The organism is Sphingopyxis sp. GW821-FHT02C12, from assembly GCF_059421785.1.
This window is the reverse complement of sequence record NZ_JBWKVQ010000001.1, coordinates 1,963,061-1,982,465: the sequence shown is the minus strand read 5'-3', so window position 1 is coordinate 1,982,465 and position 19,405 is coordinate 1,963,061. Positions and strand designations below refer to the sequence as shown.

The following is a 19,405-nucleotide window of genomic DNA, read 5'->3' as shown; positions in this document are numbered from 1 at the left end:
TTCGATCTGAGAGAGCATGGCCGGACTGCGAAAGAGCCAAAAAACGCCGCGATTTCCTTTCGATCGCTTCGCCGGAAGCGACGCAGAAAAATCGGATCGCACGGATCAAAACCGGTCGATATCGCGGCGGGAAATAAGAGAGAGGATGGCATCATGTTGAGCAGGCGGACCTTGGTGAAGGCAGGTGCGGCATCGGCGATCACCGGTTTGCTCGGTGCGCCGGCGGCCGCCCGTCCGGCGGCGGCCACGGCCCCCAATATCGTCTTCATCCTCGCCGACGATCTCGGCTTTGCCGACCTCGGCTGTTTCGGCCGCGACGATATCGCGACCCCCGCGCTCGACGCACTCGCGGCCGGCGGCGTCGCGCTGCATCGCTCCTATTCGAACAGCAGCGTCTGTTCACCGACCCGGCTGGCGCTGATGACCGGCCGCTATCAATATCGCTTTCCGGCGGGGCTCGACGAACCGCTCGGCGTCCACCCCGAACTCGGACTTGGCGACGAGGTGGTCACCCTGCCCGACCTGTTGAAGCGCGCGGGCTATGACACCTCGCTCGTCGGCAAATGGCACCTCGGCGGCCTTCCCGACCATGGCCCGCGCAAGAGCGGCTACGACCGTTTCTTCGGCATCTATCAGGGCGGCGCCGATTATTTCGAGCATGGCATGACGATTCGCGGCAATTTCCGCCACGACCTGTGGGAGAATGAGACCGAGATCCGCCGCAGCGGCTATCTCACCGACCTGATCACCGAACGCTGCGTCGCCGAACTCGGCCGCTTCAAGGAGGCGGGGCGCCCCTTTCTGCTCAGCGCGCATTACACCGCGCCGCACTGGCCGTGGGAGGGGCCCGCCGACGAGGAGGTGGCTAAGACGATCCGCGATTCGTTTCACTATGACGGCGGCAGCAACGCCGTCTACGCCGCGATGGTCGAAAGCCTCGATCGCGGGGCCGGGCAATTGCTCGCGGCGCTCAAGGCCAATGGCCAGGCCGACAACACGATCGTGATCTTCACCAGCGACAATGGCGGCGAGCGTTTCTCGAAGGTCTGGCCGCTACGCGGGATGAAGGGCGAATTGCTCGAGGGCGGCATTCGCGTGCCGACGCTGATGCGCTGGCCGGGACGCGTGAAGGCCGGCACGCGCAGCGACCTCGTCCAGATCACGATGGACTGGGTTCCGACCCTGCTCGCGGCGGCGGGGGTGGCAGAAAAGGACTGGCCGGCGCTCGACGGCCGCAACCTCCTGCCTCAGCTTCTCGACGGGACGACGGGGTCGCCGCGCCAACTCTTCTGGCGCCACAAGGCGCAGGACCAGCGCGCGGCGATCGAGGGTAAGCTCAAATATCTGGCGATGAGCGGGCACGAGTTCCTGTTCGACATCGACGCCGACCCGCGCGAGGTCGCGAATCTGAAGACCGTGCAGCCCGAGGCCTTCGACCGGCTCAAAAGTGCATTCGCGGCATGGGACCGCGACATGCTGCCCTATCTGCCGTCGACGTTCAGCTACGAGCTGCGCGGCAACGGCCACCTCGCGGGTTATTGAGCGGCGGGCTCGGGGATCTGGGGGGGCGGACCCCAGTCGCGCGCCAGCGTGGTGCGCAGCGCGTCGAGCGCCTTGCTGCCGATCCGCTCGCCGAGCGCCGCGTCGATCTTGCCCAATATCTCGAGCGCGTCGGCGCGCAGCTGCCGCGATTTTTCGCTGAAGGCGACGATCGACGCGCGCTTGTCGGTCGGGTCGGGCTCGATCACGATCCAGTCGCGCTCGACCATCTCCTGCAGCATCTTGCTGACCCCCTGGCGCGTGATGCCGAGGTTGCGAGCGAGGTCGGCGGGGCGGCGCACCCCGAGCGCGATATTGGCGAAGGTCATCGACTGCGAGCGCGACACGGCCTCCCAGCCCCGCGCGCGCAGCGCCGACTGGAGACCCTCGTCGAACCAGTAGAAGGCGCGCATCACGTCGAGCATCAGATAGCCGTCCTGCATCGCGCCCGCTTCGCCCAGCCGCGCCGATTGCGCAACCAAATTGATCGCCGCCTGCGCGAGCGGGAAGAGATAGGCGCCGTCGTGGAACCCCAACGGCGACAACAGGCCGCGCTGCCACACGTCGACGACTTCGCCGATCACCACCGCATGGGTCGCATGGTCGACGATCGACGCGGGACGCAACACGATGCTGGCGCAGGCGTCGGCCAGCCGCGGCGGCCCCTCGGCCACGATCCGCCAGTCGCCGACCGCGAAACGCTCTTCGGCGGCAACGCCGCCGCCGCAGCGCTGCGATATAGGCGCCTGGTCCGCAGCGAGCAGGTTGAGGCAAAGATCGGCCCCCGCCGCGACCGCAGCATGGGTCGCATTGGCGCGGTTGATGCAGACGAGCATCGACGGCGGGTCCATGCTGACCTCGCAAAAGGCGGTCGCCGCCATCGCGTAGCGCTGCCCCGCATGCGCGGCGGTCACCACCGCGACGGGACGCACCAGCGTGCGCAGCGCGGCGCGCAAGCCGGCGGCGGGCGAGATATCGGCCTGATCTGTCATCCCCCCGCCATGCGCGCTTGAACGATTTTAGTCAACCTAGTTGACATTATTCCCGCCTTCGCCCTATGCCGGGACAAACAGGATGGAGATGATGATGCCCGAACGCCTCGCCGACCGCCGGATTCCCGCCGGCGACGATTTCCTCTCGCGCGACGAGATCGACGCGATCACCCCCGAAGCTCTTGTCGCCCGGATGCAAGCGCTCAAGCCGCTCGTCGCCGAGCGCGCCGCAGCGGCCGAACGCGAGCGCCGCCCCGACGACGAGGTGTGGGCCGCGCTTCGCAAAAGCGGCTATTTCTACCTCTATGTGCCGCGCCGCTTCGGCGGGCTCGAATATGACCCCGACACCTATATCAGCGCGACGCTGCCGATCGCCGAAGCCTGTCCCTCGACCGGCTGGACCGCCTGCTTCGCCGCCGAACATAATTGGCTGATCGCGCAGATGCCCGAGGCGACGCAGGCCGAAGTCTGGGGCCGCACCCCCTATGTCATCGCCCCGAGCGCGGCCTCGCCGCCCGGAATCGCCACCCCCGTCGACGGCGGCTTTCGCCTGAGCGGGCGCTGGAAATGGGGCACCGTCGTGATGCACGCCGACTGGATCATGCTCAACGCGCTCGAGCCCGTCGAGGGCGGGCCGCCGGTCGTCCGCATGATGCTGCTCCGCGCCGAGGAGGTCACCGTGCTCGACACCTGGCGGATGGCGGGCATGGCGGCGACCGGCAGCAACGATATCCTCGTCGAGGACGTCTTTATTCCCGAAGCCTATCAGTTCGCGGTGCAGCCGGTGCGCTCGGGGCGCGGCAACGGCCGCGCGGTCCATGGCCCCGGCCTCTACGGATCGCCGATGCTGCCCAATCTTTGCGTTACCGCCGCCATCCCGGCCCTGGGTGCCGCGCGGCAGGCGGTGCAGCTGTGCCGCGAGCGGCTCGGGCAGCACGTCAAGCTCGGCAGTACGAGCACGAGTGTCGAAAAGCCGGCAGGACAAATGCGCCTCGCCCGCGCCGACCTGCTCGCGCGCTCGGCCGAGCGCACGATCCGCGCCGCGGCGCGCGAAAATCTGTTGCTTGGCGAAATCGACGAGCCCGAACAGACGACCGAGCGGATACGCCTGCGCGCCGAAATCGCGATCGCCGTCCAGCAATGTGTCGAGGCGGTGCGGACCTGCTGCGAAGCGGTCGGGTCGAGCGTCCACGCGCTCGACAATCCGATGCAGCGCCTGCTCCGCGACGTCCAGGTGATGCAGAGCCACATCGTCTACGACCTCGATGTCGCGACCGAACTCCATGGTCGCGCGCTGGTCGGGCTGCCGCCAAACTCGCTGCTCCTCTAAGGAGGCCCGGCGGATGGCCGCGTCGCGACGCGAGTTCTGGGGCCTCGACGACAGCATCGGCTATCTCGCCCGCATCGCGTTCCGCCGCTTTTCGATGGCGGTCGATCGGCGGATTGCCCGCCATGGCCTGGCCGCCGGCCAATTGAGCCTGCTCTGCAATCTCTCGGCCGAAAACGGCCTGGCCCAGCATGTCCTGGGCGCCCGGCTCGGAATATCCGAGGCCACCGTCACCGTCGCGGTGCGGCGACTCGAAGTGCTTGGCCTGCTCGACCGAAGGGTCAACCGCAGCAATCGCCGCGAAACGCTCGTTTTTGCGACCGAGCGCGGCTACGCGGTCGCGCTCGCGCTCGGCGACGTCGCGGGTGAGATCGACCGGGTCGCAAGCCGCGGCTTGTCTCCCTGTGAAATCCGGACGCTGGTCGAGCTGCTGGGGCGTGTGACGCAGAATCTGCACGACGAATCCCAGAGGATCTCAGGACGCACGTCGACATAGCGCTCCGCCACGTCCCCGACTTTGGCACCCGGCGCCACCCACGACTTATCCCTGCAACCCGGAAAACCGCGCCGGGAGACCTAGTCCTGCGCCCGACGCTCTTCGTTTGACACGTGACATCGATCGTTATATGATCTATCTTCGAAGACGGTAAGAGCGCCCGCAGAGGGGGCCTGCCCGGGAGAGTGACATGCAAAAATTCGACTGCGTAATTCGCAACGGCCGCATCATCGACGGCACCGGCGCTCCCGAGCGCAGCGGCGATGTCGGCATCATCGCGGGGCGCGTCGCCAAGATCGGCAACCTGTCCGCGGCCATCGCCGACGAAGTGATCGACGCCGCCGGCAAGATCGTCGCGCCGGGCCATATCACGCAGCACGCCCATTATGACGCCGCGGTCTTCTGGAGCCCGTCGTGCATGGACTCGGGCGAGCAGGGTGTGACCTCGATCCTGAACGCCAATTGCGGCTTCAGCATCGCACCGGTCCGCGCCGCCGACCGCGAGCGCACCATGTTGATGCTCTCGACGACCGAGCAGATTCCGGTCGAGCAGCAGCGGCTGGCGCTGCCCTGGAATTGGGAGAGCTTTCCCGAATTTCTCGAAACGATGCGCGCGCTGCCGAAGAGCGTGAACATCATGACCTATCTACCGCTCAACCCGCTGCTGATCTATGTCATGGGCATCGACGCCGCGAAAAGCCGGCGTCCAACGGCGGCAGAGATCGCCGAGATGCACCGCCTGATCAACGAGGCGATGGACGTCGGCGCGATCGGCATCTCGATGTCGATCATGGGCCTCGACGGCAATTCGCACCTCGACTTCGACGGCACGGCGATGCCGACCGACGCGATGCACGACGACGATGTCGTCGAAATCTGCCGCGCGCTCGCCGACCGCGGCGAAGGCATCATCCAGTTGCTCGCGCAGATCGGCGGCTTCGGCAATCCGGGGCTGACCGAAAAGGTCGCCCGCATGGCCAAGGGCAGCGGCGTAAGGATCATCCACAACATCTTCCTCGCGATCGACGGCATGCCCGAGATCATCGATGCCGACCTTGCCTGGCTCGACAAGCTGCGCGGTGAGGGGCTCGACATCTGCGGCGCGACCCTTCTCTATGCGGGTTGGGTCGAAGCGGGTATTCGCGATCTCGACACGGCGGCCGGCCAGCTATGGGGGGTTCGCCGCCTGATCGCCGCTCAGACCGACGACGACATCCGCGCGCTGCTCGCCGACGAGAATTTCGTCCGTAAGTTCGCCGAGGATTATGCGCAGAACGGCCCGTCGAATGGCGCCGGCGGCTTCGAAGGGCAGATCGTCATCGAAGTCGGCGATGCGCCCGACTTGCAGCCCTATCTGAACCGCGACCTCGCGAGCATCGCCGCAGAGCGCGGCCAATCGGTCGTCGAGACGCTGTGCGACCTCGCGCTGCGGTCGAGCCTCGAGCTCCAGATCAAGTCGCTTCCCTATTCGGCGACCGACGCCTCGCTCGGCGCCCGGCTGCTGGCGCATCCGGCGGTCGCCTGCGGCGTTTCGGACGGGGGTGCGCATACCAAGGCCTTTTCCAGCGGATGCTATGGTACCGACTTCCTGATCCGCACGGTGCGCGAACAGAAGGTGATGAGCCTCGAGGAGGCGCATTATCAGCTCAGCTTCAAGATCGCCCGGATGCTCGGGATCGAGGGGCGCGGCGCGATCCTGCCCGGCCATCATGCCGACATCATCATTTATGATCTGGACGCGCTGCACCTCGACCGCAGCCGGCACCGGATCGTCCACGACCTTCCCGGCGGCGACTGGCGCCGCCTCGTCGACGCCGGCGGATACAGCCGCGTCCTAGTGAACGGGGAAACGACCTTTATCGACGGCAAGCCAACGGGTTCGGTGCCTGGACGGCTGATCGGCGGCGAAGAGCAAGACGAATGGGCGGTCGCGGCCGAATAGCCACGCCGACCCGTCAACGACATAAAACAACTATTGGGAGGGTATCGATGAATACCAGACTGCTTCTGTGCACCGGCACCGCGATGGCGCTGGCGGGATTGGCAACGCCGGCAATGGCGCAATCGGACGCTACCGCGCCTGCGGCCAGCAGCGACGACGGTGGATCAAGCGACGGCGAAATCGTCGTTACCGCGCTGAAACGATCGCAGAATCTGCAGGACATTCCCGCCGCTATCTCGGCCGTGTCGAGCGAGCAGCTTCAGCAGCGCGGGATCGACAGTATCGAGAGCCTGACCAGCGCGGTTCCCAATCTCGATTTCGGCGAGCATGCCGGCACCACCCTGATCTCGATCCGCGGCGTCGGGTCGATCGTCGATTCGGGCGTCACCGAGCCGACCGTCGCCACCTATGTCGACGGCGTCTTCATGCCGCGCGCTACCATGGGCTATCTGCGCGCGGTCGATCTCGACCGGATCGAAGTGCTGCGCGGGCCGCAGGGCACGCTTTATGGGCGCAACGCCACGGGCGGCGCGATCAACTTCATCGCCAAGGAGCCGACGCGCGACTTCACCGCCGGCTTCAACCTGTCGACCGGTAGCTACGACGCGTTCGGCGCCAGCGCTTATGTGTCGGGCCCGCTGTCCGACACTCTCTCGATCCGGGTGAGCGGCGGCCATGAGGAAGACAAGGGTTTCGTCCGTCTGCTGCCTGGCAACGGCCATATCGGCGATCAGAACAACGAATATGTCCGGGGTGCGATCAAGTTCGAGCCGAGCAGTGACCTGACCATCGACCTGTGGGCGCGTTACGAGGAATCCAATGGCGGCGGGGCGTATCAGCAGCTGTTCACGCCGACCTTCCTCCCGACCACAGGCCAGACCACCGAGCCGAACCAGATTTACGGCGACTGGCCCTATATCCTCGACACCAAGACGTTCATCGCGTCGGGCAAAATCGACGCACAGTTGTCCGACAGCATCGCGCTGCGTTCGATCACCAGCTATGTCGACCACAAGAGCCGCGTCGATTTCGACGCCGATGCGACCGACGTGCCCTTCTTCTACGCCACCAATTTCAAGCGGCCGTCCGAATCCTTCGGCCAGGAAGTGTCGTTGATCGGTGATGGCGACAAGTTCGAATGGATCCTCGGCGCCTATTATTTCACCGAAAAGGCGGGCAATTCACTGCCGCTCGGCCTTGGCGCCGCGGCCGCGGGCGGCTTCGGCGTCCTGCCCGACACCCAGCTGACGCAGAGCGTCGACACCGATACCGATTCGATCGCGATCTTCGCCGACGGCACCTATTCGGTCACCGACGCGTTCCGCATCAACCTTGGCCTCCGGTTCAACCATGAAAAGAAGAATTTCTCGCAGGACCTGTTCCTGCGCCTGCCCGACGGGACGATCGTGCCGCTGGCGACCGACGTGCCGTCGTCGATCAAGGCCAACCGCTTCCTGCCCAAGGTCAATCTCCAATATGATTTCTCGGACGGTGTGTCGGCCTATGCGCAATATTCGCGCGGCTTCAAATCGGGCGGCGCCAACCTGCCCGGCGGCGGCGGCGAGCTTCTGGGCGCAGCGGGCATCTATGCGCCCGAAGTTCTCGACGCGTTCGAAATCGGCCTCAAGACGCAGACCGACGATCGCCGCCTGACCGCCAATTTCGCGGGCTTCTATTATGACTACAAGAATCTGCAGGTCACGATCACCCGGCCACCGGCGGTCACGCTGGTGCAGAATGCGCCGGCGACGATCTACGGCCTCGAGGGTGAGTTCAAATTCCGCGTCAACGACGCCTTCACGATCGACGCCTCGGCGAACTGGCTGCACGCCCGGTTCCGCGACTTCCTATCGATCGACGATGCGCGTCCCGCCCTCGGCCAGATCAACCTCGACGGCATGCAGCTGCCCCACGCGCCCAATTTCTCGGGATCGATCGGGGCGCAATATCGCGCCGAATTCTCGAGCGGTTTCCTGTCGTCGCTGACCTTGCGCGCCGACGCTTCCTATCGCAGCAAGACGGTGCTGCGCTATTTCGGCCAGCCGCAAGATGTCCAGAAGGGCTATGAACTCGTCGACCTGTCGGCGACGCTCGGCGCCCTCGACGACAAGGTGCGGCTGCGCGTCTTCGTCAACAATGTCACCGACCAGCTTTACCGCCAGAATGCGACCTACCTCGTCACCGGCGCCCATTATGGCAATTACGCCCGGCCGCGGACGTGGGGTACGCAGCTGTCGGTCGATTTCTGACGCGTCGGTGACCGAAGGGGAATATCGGCTCTCCCCGCCTTCCCCTTCGGAACCGGCCAACAGCCAAGGAATGAGCCATGTTTGAACTCGACGGCAAGGTCGCGCTCGTCACCGGCGCGGCCAAGGGCATCGGTGCGCATAGCGCGAAGCTGCTCGCCGCAGCCGGCGCAAAGGTGGTCGCGACCGATATCGATCCGGCCGGCACCGCACCCGACGGCGGCCGCTTCCTCGTCCAGGATGTGACCGATGCCGGGCAATGGGCGGAAGTGATCGGCTCGATCGCCGCGACCGAGGGCCGGCTCGATATCCTCGTCAACAATGCCGGGATGATCCTCAACAAGCCGGTGCTCGCAACGACGGTCGAGGAATATCGCCGCGTCCAGGCGGTCAATGTCGACAGCATCTGGTTCTCGATCCAGGCGGCCGCGCCCCTCATGGCGCAGGCGGGAGGGGCCTCGATCATCAATCTGTCGTCGATCTACGGCCAGATCGCCGGCCCGATGCAAGCGGCCTATTCGGCGAGCAAGGGCGCGGTGCGGATGCTGACCAAGGCGGTGGCGGTCGAATTCGGCCGCGCGGGGAACGGCATCCGCGTCAATTCGGTCCACCCCGGCCCGGTCGATACCGACCTCGGCCGCAGCGGACTTGCCCCCGGCATCGCTGCGGGACGGTTCCGGTCCGAAGACGAGGCCAAAGCCTATGTCGCGACGATGTTCCCGATGGGCCGCTGGGTCGAGACCGCCGATGTCGCCGGGGCGATCCTGTTCCTTGCCTCCGATGCCGCGCGCTATGTCACCGGGACCGAGCTGACGGTCGATGGGGGCTATTCGATCCTTTGACCTTTTCGATCGGGGAATGCGCCAATGCTGTCCAGCCTGACCCTGCCGCTCCGTAAGGCCGAGATTGCGCTCCGCGCGCACTATGATGCGGCCGCACGGCCGGCGGCGCGGGGCATCGACGACATCCCCTGGAGCTGGGAAGCGATCACGCCCCAATGGCTCTCGGCGACATTGTGCCGCGACGTCCCCGGCGGGGCGGTGCTGGGCGTGCGCGCCACCGAGGGGTCGGTCGGATCGTCGACGCGGCAGGGCTTCGACCTCGCCCTCAACGATGCGGCGCGCGCCGCGGGCGTGCCCGATCGCATCTTCACCAAATCGACGCCGATCCTCATGCAGCGGCTGTTGCTCGGGCTGTCGAACTGCCTGTTCGGCGAGGTCGGCTTCTATCGCGATTTCCGCCCGGAGATCGAGATGGAGGCGCCCCGCGGCTATTGGGCCTGTGTCGCGCCGCGCTCGATGCGCTCGATGATCGTGATGGAGGATGTCGTCGCGACGCGCCAGGCCGAGTTCAACATGGCCGGCGACGCGATCACGCAGGACGAAATGGCGAGCCTGCTGTCGGGCCTCGCGCGCCTCCATGCACGTTTCTGGCGCGACCGATCGCTCAAGCAGCATCGCTGGCTGCGCGACACGCCGACCTATCTGGGCGACAATCATCGCTTCCTGCGCATGGCCCATTGGGCGGGGGTCGGCATGGACGCGGCGCCCCAGTTGATTCCTGACGGCGTGCGCGGACGGATCGACGATATCTGGGCCGGGGTGGTGCGCCGCAACGCGCAGGACGCCCGCGAAGGCCATGTCACCCTGCTCCATGGCGACGCGCATATCGCGCAAACCTATCGCACCGGCGATGGCGCCATGGGCTTTTGCGACTGGCAGGTGATGCTGCGGGGCCCCTGGGCGTGGGACGTCAGCTATATTCTGTCCACCGGCCTGGAGATCGCCGACCGCCGCGATTGGGAGCGCGCGCTGCTAGCCTCCTATATCGAAGAACTCGCCGCGGCGGGCGGCCCCGCGCTCGATCCCGCCGCGGCATGGGACGCCTATCGCGCACATATCCCCTATGCCTTTCTCGCCTGGGCCTTCACCATCGGTCACAACAGCATGGGTCAGGCGGTGCAGCCCGAGCAGACGACGTGGCGGCTTGTCGAGCGGACCGCTGCGGCGATGGCCGACCTGGGGTCGATCGACCTGAACGGCGCATAGTCCGGGCTATCGGACGATCGACGGGACGAAGAAGTCGCGAAGCATTTCGATCTGCTGCGCCTCGCTATAGTCGCTTCGCATGTTGATCATCGCGTGGACGTTGCGCACCCACTGCACGATCTTGTCGTTGTCGATGCCGTCGCGAATCCGTCCTTCCGCGCGCGCACGATCCAGAACGGGACCCCAGATATCGAGCATCAGTTGCTGGATCATCGGCGAACCGCGGAACATATATTGATCGACGCCATGGTCCGCCTGCTGCTGGATTTCATAAAGAAGCTTGTCGCTTCGGCCCACAGCGAGCGATTGCAGGGTGCCGTGAACCAACGTCTCTTCGATGTCGTCATGGGTGGCAAACATCGACACGAGTTTTTTCGCCGCGGCCTGAATCCGAACCTCCGCCACGGCCTCCAGCAATATCGTGCGGGTCTCGAACAGGCGGTGAATGGTCTGCCGGGTCACGCCCAGCTTGCGCGCCACGTCGATCATCGACGTTTTCGCGACGCCGAAATGCTCGAGGCATTCGGTGGCCGCGTCGATCACCTGCTCGCGCGTCAGCGGGTTCTTATTGCTACCCAAAATTTCCCCCATGTTCCTGTGATGTGTCTTTGACAGGATTTTTCCCGGTCGCTCAACCATTCTCCTTCATTTGACATAGGACTATTAGTGTCATATGACAACATCATGGGCTTCAGACCCGTATGGGAGATTGAAATGGATATGGCGCGCGAACACCCCGCTGGTGATCTGGACGACGCCTGCAACCCGGCCTCCACGGCCCTGGAGGCAAAAGCCGTCGGCAATCTACTCGTCGATCCGCGCTTTCATTCCGACCCTGCTGCCTATCACGCATTGTTGTGCCGCTTGCGCGCCGAAGCCCCGGTCTTCTGGGTCGAGCCCGACGACTATGCACCTTTCTGGATCGTGACCAGGCACGCCGATGTGATGCAGGTGGAGCGGGCGATGGACATCTTCGTCAACGGCCCGCGCGTGATGCTGCGCAAGACCGCGGTCGACGAACAGATCCGCAAGGTGACGGGCGGGCGCCCCTTCCTGTTGAACCAGCTGCCCAACATGGACGGCGACGAGCATCGGCTGCATCGCAAGCTGACCCAGGCCTGGTTCGCCCCGGGGCGGATCAAGATACTCGACGAGGAACTGCGCGGCTATGCGCGCGACCTGTTCGACCGCACCCTCGACGGCGACGGGCGCTGCGATTTCATGCGCGCGGTCGCCAGCTGGTATCCGCTGCGCGTCATCATGCGGATCATCGGCGTCCCGGCCGAGGACGAAGCCCTTATGCTCAAGATGACGCAGCAGCTGTTCGGTCCCGACGACCCCGAAATCAAGACCGAGAAGATCGACGTCATTTCCACGGTGCAGGGGTTTTTCGATTATTTCCGCGCGCTGCTCGAATCGCGCCGCACGGCGCCCGCCGACGACCTCGCCACCCTGCTCGCGCAGGCGGAGATCGGCGAGAAGGAAGCGCTGTCCTATTTCATCCTCGCCGCGACCGCCGGTCACGATACCACCAGCGCCTCGATCGCGGGCGGCACACTCGCGCTGCTCCAGAATCCCGATCAGTTCGACCGGCTGCGCGGCGACATGTCGCTCCTGCCGTCGGCGGTCGACGAAATGATCCGCTGGGTCTCGCCGGTCACCCATTTCTTCCGCACCCCAACCGAGGATTATGAGCTGCGCGGCCAGACGATCGGCGCCGGGCAGGCGATGATGATGTGCTACCCCTCGGCCAATCGCGACGAAGAGGTATTCGACGAGCCTTACCGCTTCGACATCGGGCGACCGCCGCACCGGCATCTGGCGTTCGGCTATGGTCCGCATGTCTGCCTCGGCCAGCATCTCGCCCGGATGGAGATGCGGATATTCTTCGAGGAGCTGTTCGCGCGCATCGATCGCCTCGAACTCGACGGCGATCCGCGCTGGATCCAGACCAATTTTGTGGGTGGGCTGAAAAGCCTGCCGGTCCGCTACACATCCCGCGCCGCCGTCGCGGCCTGATCTTATCCGGTAGGAAACCCCATGACCGACATGCTCGCCCTTCTCCAGCGGCAGCGCCGCGCCCAACTGGCCGACGGTCCGCCCGATGCGGCGTTGCGGATCGACCGGATCGATCGCTGCATCGCGCTGCTCAAGGAAAATTCGTCGGCGTTCGAGCAGGCGATGAGCGACGATTTCGGCAATCGCTCGCCCTACGCCTCGGCGCTCACCGATATCATGACGCCGGTCGGTGCGCTCCAGCATGCCCGCAAGCATCTGCGAAGCTGGATGAAGCCCGAAAAGCGCCCGCTCGATCCCTGGCTGCTCGGCCTGCTCGGCGCCAAGGCGCGGATCCTGTTCCAGCCGAAAGGCATCGTCGGCGTCGTCAGTCCCTGGAATTTCCCGGTCGGTCTGGTCTTTTCGCCGCTTGCGTCGGTGTTGGCCGCCGGCAACCGGGCGATCGTCAAGCCGTCCGAATATACGCCGCGCACCGCCGACCTGATGCAGGCGCTGATCGAGCAACGCTTCGACGCGAGCGAACTCGCGGTGGTGACGGGCGGGCCCGATGTCGGGGCGTCCTTTGCCGCGCTTCCTTTCGATCATTTGATCTTTACCGGCGCAGGATCGGTCGCGGCACATGTGCTGCGCGCCGCAGCCGACAATCTGGTCCCCGTCACGCTCGAACTGGGAGGGAAAAGCCCCGTCGTCATCGGCAAGGGCGTCGACATGCCGACCGCGGCGGCGCGGATCATGGCGGGCAAGGTGCTGAACGCCGGGCAGATCTGCCTCGCGCCCGACCATGTCTATGTGCCCGAGGGCCAGCGCGACGCCTTTGTCGCGGCGGCCAGTGCCGCGACGACGCAGATGCTGCCAACGATCCGCGACAATGACGATTACACCGCAATCATCTCCGACCGGCACCTCGGCCGGCTGCAATCCTATCTCGCCGACGCCGCCGCCAAGGGGGCAAGGATCGTCGAAATCAACCCGGCAAACGAAGCGCTCGACCAGCAGGAGCACCGCAAGCTCGCACCGACGCTCATCCTCGATGCGACCCCCGACATGGCGGTGATGCAGGAGGAAATCTTCGGGCCGCTGTTGCCGGTGATGACCTATCGCGTGCTCGACGCCGTCGTCGAACGGGTGAATGGCGCCGACCGGCCGCTCGCCCTCTATTATTTCGGCACCGACACCCAAGAGCTCGACGTGCTGCAAACGCAGACCACCTCGGGCGGCATTTGCGTCAACGATGTCATTATGCACTGCGCGCAGGAGAATCTGCCGTTCGGCGGCATCGGACCGTCGGGCATGGGCGCCTATCACGGCCGCGACGGCTTCCTCGAATTCAGCCACAAGAAGGCGGTCTATCACCAGATCAAACGCGACCTCGGCCCGCTGCTCACTTTGCGGCCGCCCTATGGCGATGCCGTGCGCAAACTGATCCGCTCGACAATCGGCGCCTGAGACCCGCGCGATGCATCCTTCGATCCACGCCGCCACCCACCCCGGAAAGCCCGCCTGCATCATGGCGGAGACCGGCGAAGCGCTGACCTATGGCGAACTCGACGCGCGTTCGAACCAGCTGGCCCATTTCCTCCGCGCGCAGAACGTCATGCCTGGCGACACCATCGCGATCGTCCTCGAGAATCAGCCCTGGCTGTTCATATCGGCCTGGGCCGCCCAGCGCGCGGGCGTCTATTTCGCCTGCCTGTCCTATCGGCTGTCGGGTGACGACCTTGGCTACATATTCCGCGACAGCGGCGCGAAGCTGGTCATCGGCTCACAGGCAATGCAGGCCGTCATCGATGCCGCTGCCTTCGACGGTCCGGTGCTGTATGTCGATGCGCCGCAGGGCGAGCAGCGACCGCTCCGCGAACTGATCGACATCTATCCCGCGACGCCGGTCGCCGATGAAATGGCCGGTTCGGACATGCTCTATTCGTCGGGCACGACCGGCCGGCCCAAGGGCGTCAAACAGCCTTTCGTGCCCGATCTGCCGATCGCTCGCCCGTCGCCCCTGCTCGGTGTCGCGAAGGCCCGCTTCGGCATGGGCGCAGACAGCGTCTATCTGTCGCCGGCACCGCTCTATCATGCGGGGCCGCTGCGCTGGTCGATGCTGGTGCAACGGCTGGGCGGGACGGTCGTCGTGATGGAGAAGTTCGACGCCGAGGCCGCGCTTGCGTCGATCGAGCGACACCGCGTGACCGTCGCGCAATGGGTGCCGACCCATTTCTCACGACTGCTCCAGCTGCCCGACACGGTGCGAGCCGCCCATGATCAATCGAGCCTGACCGTCGCACTGCACGCCGCCGCCCCTTGCCCGGTGCCGGTCAAGCAGCGCATGCTCGACTGGTGGGGCCCGATCGTCCACGAATATTATGGCGGGACAGAGAATAACGGGCTGACGATGATCGGCCCCGAGGAATGGCGGCAGCGGCCCGGTTCGGTCGGCCGCGCTTTCGTCGGCGAAGTGAGAATCTGCGACGACGACGGTGCAACGCGTCCCGCAGGCGTGATCGGCGACGTCTATTTTTCTGGGGGACAGAAGTTCGAATATCACAACGACCCCGCCAAGACGCGCAGCGCCTATAACGACCAGGGCTGGTCGACGCTCGGCGACATTGGCTATCTCGACGCCGACGGCTATCTGTTCCTGACCGACCGCAAGAATTTCACGATCATTTCGGGCGGCGTGAACATCTATCCGCAGGAGATCGAGAATGCGCTCGGCGAACATCCCGCCATCGCCGATGTCGCGGTGTTCGGTGCGCCCGATCCCGACTTTGGCGAGCGCGTCGTCGCGGTTGCGGAATTGATCGCGGGCGTCATGGCCTCGGACGAACTTGCCGAGGATATCCGACGATTCGCCCGCGACCGGCTCGGCGGCCTCAAGGCGCCGAAGCAGGTCGATTTCATCGACGCATTGCCGCGCGAGCCGACGGGTAAATTGTTCAAGAAGAAGCTGGTCGAAGATTATCGGCAACGCGCCGAACACGGAAATCAAGCCGCAGGATGAGGATCGAATGAGCAACCGCGCCAACGATATCGCCCGACTGATCGCGCAAAAGGCGGCCGCAAAACCCGACTTTCCGGCGCTGACCTTCGTCCATGTCGAGCCCGATGGCAGCCTGTCCGACGAGCGGCGCAATTTCGCCGAACTGTGGGACCGCGGCGCCCGGCTGGCGCTCTGGCTTCAGCAACGGGGCGTCGACCCCGGCGACAGCGTAGTCCTGATGCTCAAGAACCGCCCGCAGTTCGTGGAAGCGATGGTGGCGGCGGCATTGACCGGTTCGATCTTCGTCCCGCTCGACACCCGGAGCATGGGCGAAAAGCTCGCTTATATGATCAACCATGTCGCGGCGACCGCGATCATCGCGGAAGCGGCCGCGCTGCCCGCACTCGACACCGTCGCGGAACAGCTTGGGTCACGCCCCCCGGTGCTGGTGGTCGACACGGCCTCAGCGCCGCGGAATTTCCCTGCGGCCGATTACGCCGCCGACCTCCCCGGCGACGCCGTTGGGCTGGTGCCCGTGATCCCTGACCCGACCTCGCCGATGTATCTGATGTTCACCTCCGGCACGACGGGCAACCCCAAGGCGGTCGTGCGGACCCACGCGCAATATATGCGCGGCATGAAGGGGCTGCGCGCGCTGGGGGTCGACGATGGCGATACGCTCTACACGGGCCTGCCGCTCTGCCACACCAATGCCCATTCGACCCTTGCAGCGGGCCTGGCGATGGAGTTGCCGGTCGTCTTCAGCCGGCAGTTCACCAAGAGCCGGCTATGGGATGTCTGCCGGGCCTATCGTTGCACGGTCTTTACCCTGCTCGGCGGAATGATCCCCGAAGTCTTCGCGGTGCCGCCCAAGAGCGACGACCGCGACAATCCCGTGCGGCTGGTGATCGCGTCGGGCATGCCCGCAAAATTGTGGGAGGCGTATGAGACGCGCTTCGGGGTCACGATCACCGAAGTCTATGGCAGCACCGAGAATGGCGGGACGCTGATCAACCGCATGGGCGATGGGCCGCGCGGTTCAATGGGCAAACCGCCGCCGACGCTGGTTGCCGCGATCCTCGACGACGACGACCAGGTCTGCGCGCCGATGGTCCCGGGGCATCTCTGCTTCCGCAAGGCCGATGGCGGGTCCGAGGCCGTGACCTATTATCGCAACGAAAAGGCGAGCGCCGAGAAGGTGACCGGGGGCTGGTTCCGCTCGGGCGACATGGCCTATGCCGACGCCGAGGGCTGGTTTTATTTCCTGCACCGCGCCGGCGGCGGCATTCGCCGCAACGGCGACTTCGTCAATGCGACGCTGGTCGAAACCGTGCTTGCGCAGCACCCGGCGGTGCGCGACGTCTATGTCTATGGCGTCGAGACTGCGGCCAATGTCGCCGGCGAGCGGACATTGGTCGCCGCTGTCGTCCTCGATACCGGCGACGCACTGGGCGGCGTCCGGCAGTGGGCGGCCGATCATTTGCAGCGCAGCGAGATCCCCGAGATATGGCAGTTCCTGCCCGCGATTCCCAAGACGGTGTCCGAAAAGCCCGTCGAGCGCGACTGTATCGCGCTGCTGCACGCCGCCGGCCTCGTCGAGCCGGCGCCAGCGGAGGTTGCGCCATGATCGAATTGTTCACCGCGCCGACGCCGAACGGCTGGAAAATCTCGGTCATGCTCGAGGAATGCGGACTTCCCTATGAGGTCCGGTGGGTCAACATCGGCAAGGGCGACCAGTTCAAACCCGAATTCCTGACGATCAGCCCGAACAACCGCATCCCGGCGATCGTCGACCATGCACCGGCGGATGGCGGTGAACCGATCTCGATTTTCGAGACGGGCGCGATCCTCGTCTATCTGGCGGAAAAGACGGGACGCTTCCTCCCGGCCGATGTGCGCGGCCGCAAGGCGGTGCTCGAATGGCTGTTCTGGCAGGTCGGCGGGCTCGGGCCGATGCTCGGCCAGCACGGCCATTTCAAGCTCTATGCTCCCGAGCGCATCGCCTATGCCACCGACCGCTACCGGAACGAGACGTTGCGCCTCTACGGCGTGCTCGACCGCCAACTGGCGCAGAGCGCCCATGTGGCGGGCGCGGATTATAGTATCGCCGACATGGCCTGCTTCCCCTGGATACAGACTTACAAGGCACAGGAGGTCGATCTCGCCGCCTTCGTACACCTGCGGCGATGGTATGATGTGGTGAAACAGCGGCCGGGACTGCGCCGCGGCATGGACGTCGGCCGCAAGCAGATAAACCGCCGCCCGCAGGACGACGCCGAAACCCGCAAGCTGCTGTTCGGCATCAAGGACGATCGGGCATGACACCGCAGGTGGAAATCTTCTTCGACCTGTCCTCGCCCTGGACGCGGATCGCGGTCCACAACTTTCGGCTATGGTCGGCCGACAAGGATGTCGATGTCGGCTGGCGCCCCTTTCTGGTCGGTGGAGTATTCAACGCGGTCAACGACAGCGTCTATGCCGGGCGACAGAGCCCGGACAATCCCAAGGTCCGCCTGACCTATGCATGGCTCAGGGAATGGGCCAAGCTCGCCGGGGTCGCGATGAATTTCCCGTCGCCGCATCACCCGGTCAAGTCGGTGCACGCGATGCGTTTCTGCTGCGCGCTCGAGGGGGATCAGGCGGCGCTGCTCCGCTTCACCGAAGCGGCGTTCGACGCCTATTTCGCCGACCAGCAGAATATCGACGATCCCGCGGTGCTGATCGCCATCGCCAAGGCCGCCGGCCTCGACGGCGAGCAGTTCGCCGAGCAGGCGCAGACCGCCGAAATCAAGGCGCGGCTGCGCGACAACACGCAGGAAGCCATCGACCGTGGGGCCTTCGGCTCGCCGACCTTTTTCGTCGAAAGGAAGTTCATGTATTTCGGGAACGACCAGATTCCGCTGGTCCAGCAACGGATCGAACAATGTCGCTAGAAGGCCGAACCGAAGCGGTCGCCGTCGATATCGCGGGCGACACCGCCGTCGTTCGCTTCATGCCGGCCGGGGACGGCACGATCTCGAACCGGGGCGCGGCGCTCCTCAGCGACGCGCTCGCGCGGCTGCTCGCCGACCGCGCGGTTCGGGCGGTCGTAATAACGGGTGCGGCCGACGGCATTTTTATCCGTCACGCCAATCTCGGCCAGATCGTCCGGGCCGCGAGGGCGCTCGAACAGGGTGCAGACCGCAACGCCTTTCTCGACTCGCCCTTCAGCCGGCTCGGCAAACTGCTCGACGCTGCGGAAAAGCCGGTGATCGCCGCGATCAACGGAACCTGCATGGGCGGCGGCCTCGAAATCGCGCTCGCCTGCACGATGCGCATAGCGCAGCGCGGCGTCACCGCGATCGGCCTTCCCGAGACGCGGCTGGGGATTCCGCCGGGTGCCGGTGGGCCGCAGCGGCTCGCGCGTCTGATCGGCGCGCACCGCGCGAGACTGTTCGTGCTCGAAGGACGCGTCATCGACGCCGACGAGGCTCTCAATCTCGGCATAGTGGATGCGCTCGCCGACGACACGGTCGCCGAAGCCCTGCGGCGCGCCGGCCCGCTCAATCGAGCGTCAGCGCCGGTCGTAGCTGAGATTATGCGCCAAACGCGGCCGGACGACAGCGACGCCCTTGAAAGCAATCTGCTCGGCTTCGCGGATTGCCTTCAGCTCGAGGGCGCTGGCGATACCATCGAACGGATAGATCAATCACGACGGGCTATCGAGTTTCTATAATCCGTCCGCGCGCAATTTCGTCGTCAGGCTGGGCAGTGGAGGCTACGGCTATCATGTTCCATCCGTGATCCAGGAACACGCCGTGACACCGAGGAAATGCGCAGAAA

16 protein-coding genes and 1 pseudogene are annotated in these 19,405 nt (G+C 65.4%); 14 read left to right on the top strand and 3 right to left on the bottom strand.

The genetic code is table 11. The features are described 5' to 3' along the window. Window positions 1-153: 153 nt before the first annotated feature. Complete coding sequence (locus AC07U1_RS09485; RefSeq protein WP_495176700.1) at window positions 154-1,542, top strand: sulfatase-like hydrolase/transferase; 1,389 nt, start codon at window positions 154-156, stop codon at window positions 1,540-1,542. On the opposite strand, the gene AC07U1_RS09480 is transcribed toward AC07U1_RS09485, so the two are convergent. Beyond that, complete coding sequence (locus tag AC07U1_RS09480; protein ID WP_495176701.1) at window positions 1,536-2,531, bottom strand: flavin reductase; 996 nt, start codon at window positions 2,529-2,531, stop codon at window positions 1,536-1,538. The genes AC07U1_RS09485 and AC07U1_RS09480 overlap by 7 nt on opposite strands. Window positions 2,532-2,613: 82 nt before the next feature. Between AC07U1_RS09480 and AC07U1_RS09475 the strand changes: the two genes are divergently transcribed. The 3 genes and pseudogenes from AC07U1_RS09475 to AC07U1_RS09465 form a co-directional block, all read left to right on the top strand. Beyond that, a complete protein-coding gene (locus tag AC07U1_RS09475; RefSeq protein ID WP_495176702.1) occupies window positions 2,614-3,861 on the top strand; it encodes an acyl-CoA dehydrogenase family protein in 1,248 nt (415 codons plus the stop codon). 13 nt (window positions 3,862-3,874) lie between these two features. Beyond that, a complete protein-coding gene (locus tag AC07U1_RS09470) occupies window positions 3,875-4,354 on the top strand; it encodes a MarR family winged helix-turn-helix transcriptional regulator (RefSeq protein ID WP_495176703.1) in 480 nt (159 codons plus the stop codon). A 190-nt stretch (window positions 4,355-4,544) separates the two neighbouring features. Continuing rightward, window positions 4,545-6,197 (top strand): annotated as a pseudogene (locus AC07U1_RS09465) (N-acyl-D-amino-acid deacylase family protein); the annotation flags it as partial. Here the strand turns inward: AC07U1_RS09465 and AC07U1_RS09460 are convergent. Beyond that, a complete protein-coding gene (locus tag AC07U1_RS09460) occupies window positions 6,189-6,269 on the bottom strand; it encodes a hypothetical protein (RefSeq protein WP_443028031.1) in 81 nt (26 codons plus the stop codon). The pseudogene AC07U1_RS09465 and the gene AC07U1_RS09460 overlap by 9 nt on opposite strands. 74 nt (window positions 6,270-6,343) lie before the next feature. Between AC07U1_RS09460 and AC07U1_RS09455 the strand changes: the two genes are divergently transcribed. The 3 genes from AC07U1_RS09455 (at window position 6,344) to AC07U1_RS09445 (ending at window position 10,590) form a co-directional block, all read left to right on the top strand. Beyond that, complete coding sequence (locus AC07U1_RS09455; RefSeq protein ID WP_495176705.1) at window positions 6,344-8,545, top strand: TonB-dependent receptor; 2,202 nt, start codon at window positions 6,344-6,346, stop codon at window positions 8,543-8,545. A 77-nt stretch (window positions 8,546-8,622) separates the two neighbouring features. Next, window positions 8,623-9,384: an SDR family NAD(P)-dependent oxidoreductase gene (locus AC07U1_RS09450; RefSeq protein WP_495176706.1), complete on the top strand. Its 762-nt coding sequence runs from the start codon at window positions 8,623-8,625 to the stop codon at window positions 9,382-9,384. A 24-nt stretch (window positions 9,385-9,408) separates the two neighbouring features. Next, a complete protein-coding gene (locus AC07U1_RS09445) occupies window positions 9,409-10,590 on the top strand; it encodes a protein kinase family protein (RefSeq protein ID WP_495176707.1) in 1,182 nt (393 codons plus the stop codon). A 6-nt stretch (window positions 10,591-10,596) separates the two neighbouring features. On the opposite strand, the gene AC07U1_RS09440 is transcribed toward AC07U1_RS09445, so the two are convergent. Continuing rightward, window positions 10,597-11,229, bottom strand: coding sequence for a TetR/AcrR family transcriptional regulator (locus tag AC07U1_RS09440; protein ID WP_082544920.1), 633 nt, complete (start codon window positions 11,227-11,229; stop codon window positions 10,597-10,599). An 81-nt stretch (window positions 11,230-11,310) separates the two neighbouring features. Between AC07U1_RS09440 and AC07U1_RS09435 the strand changes: the two genes are divergently transcribed. The 7 genes from AC07U1_RS09435 to AC07U1_RS09405 are packed head-to-tail and all read left to right on the top strand — an operon-like array spanning window position 11,311 to window position 19,298. Continuing rightward, window positions 11,311-12,609, top strand: coding sequence for a cytochrome P450 (locus AC07U1_RS09435; RefSeq protein ID WP_495176708.1), 1,299 nt, complete (start codon window positions 11,311-11,313; stop codon window positions 12,607-12,609). 21 nt (window positions 12,610-12,630) lie between these two features. After that, window positions 12,631-14,052 (top strand): coniferyl aldehyde dehydrogenase, encoded by a 1,422-nt coding sequence (locus tag AC07U1_RS09430; protein ID WP_495176709.1) that lies wholly within the window; start codon window positions 12,631-12,633, stop codon window positions 14,050-14,052. Window positions 14,053-14,062: 10 nt separating this feature from the next. Next, entirely contained in the window at window positions 14,063-15,604 is a 1,542-nt protein-coding gene (locus AC07U1_RS09425) for an acyl-CoA synthetase (RefSeq protein ID WP_495176710.1), read from the top strand. Between the two features lie 7 nt (window positions 15,605-15,611). Next, the gene (locus AC07U1_RS09420) at window positions 15,612-17,210 is read left to right on the top strand and encodes an AMP-binding protein (RefSeq protein ID WP_495176711.1); all 1,599 of its coding nucleotides are present in this window, start codon (window positions 15,612-15,614) and stop codon (window positions 17,208-17,210) included. Beyond that, window positions 17,207-17,905, top strand: a complete 699-nt coding sequence (locus AC07U1_RS09415) for a glutathione S-transferase N-terminal domain-containing protein (RefSeq protein WP_495176712.1) — start codon at window positions 17,207-17,209, stop codon at window positions 17,903-17,905. The genes AC07U1_RS09420 and AC07U1_RS09415 overlap by 4 nt, the downstream gene beginning before the upstream one ends. Further along, complete coding sequence (locus tag AC07U1_RS09410) at window positions 17,902-18,516, top strand: 2-hydroxychromene-2-carboxylate isomerase (RefSeq protein WP_495176713.1); 615 nt, start codon at window positions 17,902-17,904, stop codon at window positions 18,514-18,516. The genes AC07U1_RS09415 and AC07U1_RS09410 overlap by 4 nt, the downstream gene beginning before the upstream one ends. Continuing rightward, a complete protein-coding gene (locus AC07U1_RS09405) occupies window positions 18,507-19,298 on the top strand; it encodes an enoyl-CoA hydratase/isomerase family protein (RefSeq protein ID WP_495176714.1) in 792 nt (263 codons plus the stop codon). Before AC07U1_RS09410 ends, AC07U1_RS09405 begins: the two co-directional genes overlap by 10 nt. The last annotated feature ends 107 nt before the right edge of the window (window positions 19,299-19,405 follow it).

What these genes read in the sequence shown, in the direction of transcription:
- AC07U1_RS09485 (WP_495176700.1), top strand. Translation starts at nt 154, where the DNA reads ATGTTGAGCAGGCGGACCTTGGTGAAGGCAGGTGCGGCATCGGCGATC.
- AC07U1_RS09480 (WP_495176701.1), bottom strand. Translation starts at nt 2,531, where the DNA reads ATGACAGATCAGGCCGATATCTCGCCCGCCGCCGGCTTGCGCGCCGCG.
- AC07U1_RS09475 (WP_495176702.1), top strand. Translation starts at nt 2,614, where the DNA reads ATGGAGATGATGATGCCCGAACGCCTCGCCGACCGCCGGATTCCCGCC.
- AC07U1_RS09470 (WP_495176703.1), top strand. Translation starts at nt 3,875, where the DNA reads ATGGCCGCGTCGCGACGCGAGTTCTGGGGCCTCGACGACAGCATCGGC.
- AC07U1_RS09455 (WP_495176705.1), top strand. Translation starts at nt 6,344, where the DNA reads ATGAATACCAGACTGCTTCTGTGCACCGGCACCGCGATGGCGCTGGCG.
- AC07U1_RS09450 (WP_495176706.1), top strand. Translation starts at nt 8,623, where the DNA reads ATGTTTGAACTCGACGGCAAGGTCGCGCTCGTCACCGGCGCGGCCAAG.
- AC07U1_RS09445 (WP_495176707.1), top strand. Translation starts at nt 9,409, where the DNA reads ATGCTGTCCAGCCTGACCCTGCCGCTCCGTAAGGCCGAGATTGCGCTC.
- AC07U1_RS09440 (WP_082544920.1), bottom strand. Translation starts at nt 11,229, where the DNA reads ATGGTTGAGCGACCGGGAAAAATCCTGTCAAAGACACATCACAGGAAC.
- AC07U1_RS09435 (WP_495176708.1), top strand. Translation starts at nt 11,311, where the DNA reads ATGGCGCGCGAACACCCCGCTGGTGATCTGGACGACGCCTGCAACCCG.
- AC07U1_RS09430 (WP_495176709.1), top strand. Translation starts at nt 12,631, where the DNA reads ATGACCGACATGCTCGCCCTTCTCCAGCGGCAGCGCCGCGCCCAACTG.
- AC07U1_RS09425 (WP_495176710.1), top strand. Translation starts at nt 14,063, where the DNA reads ATGCATCCTTCGATCCACGCCGCCACCCACCCCGGAAAGCCCGCCTGC.
- AC07U1_RS09420 (WP_495176711.1), top strand. Translation starts at nt 15,612, where the DNA reads ATGAGCAACCGCGCCAACGATATCGCCCGACTGATCGCGCAAAAGGCG.
- AC07U1_RS09415 (WP_495176712.1), top strand. Translation starts at nt 17,207, where the DNA reads ATGATCGAATTGTTCACCGCGCCGACGCCGAACGGCTGGAAAATCTCG.
- AC07U1_RS09410 (WP_495176713.1), top strand. Translation starts at nt 17,902, where the DNA reads ATGACACCGCAGGTGGAAATCTTCTTCGACCTGTCCTCGCCCTGGACG.
- AC07U1_RS09405 (WP_495176714.1), top strand. Translation starts at nt 18,507, where the DNA reads ATGTCGCTAGAAGGCCGAACCGAAGCGGTCGCCGTCGATATCGCGGGC.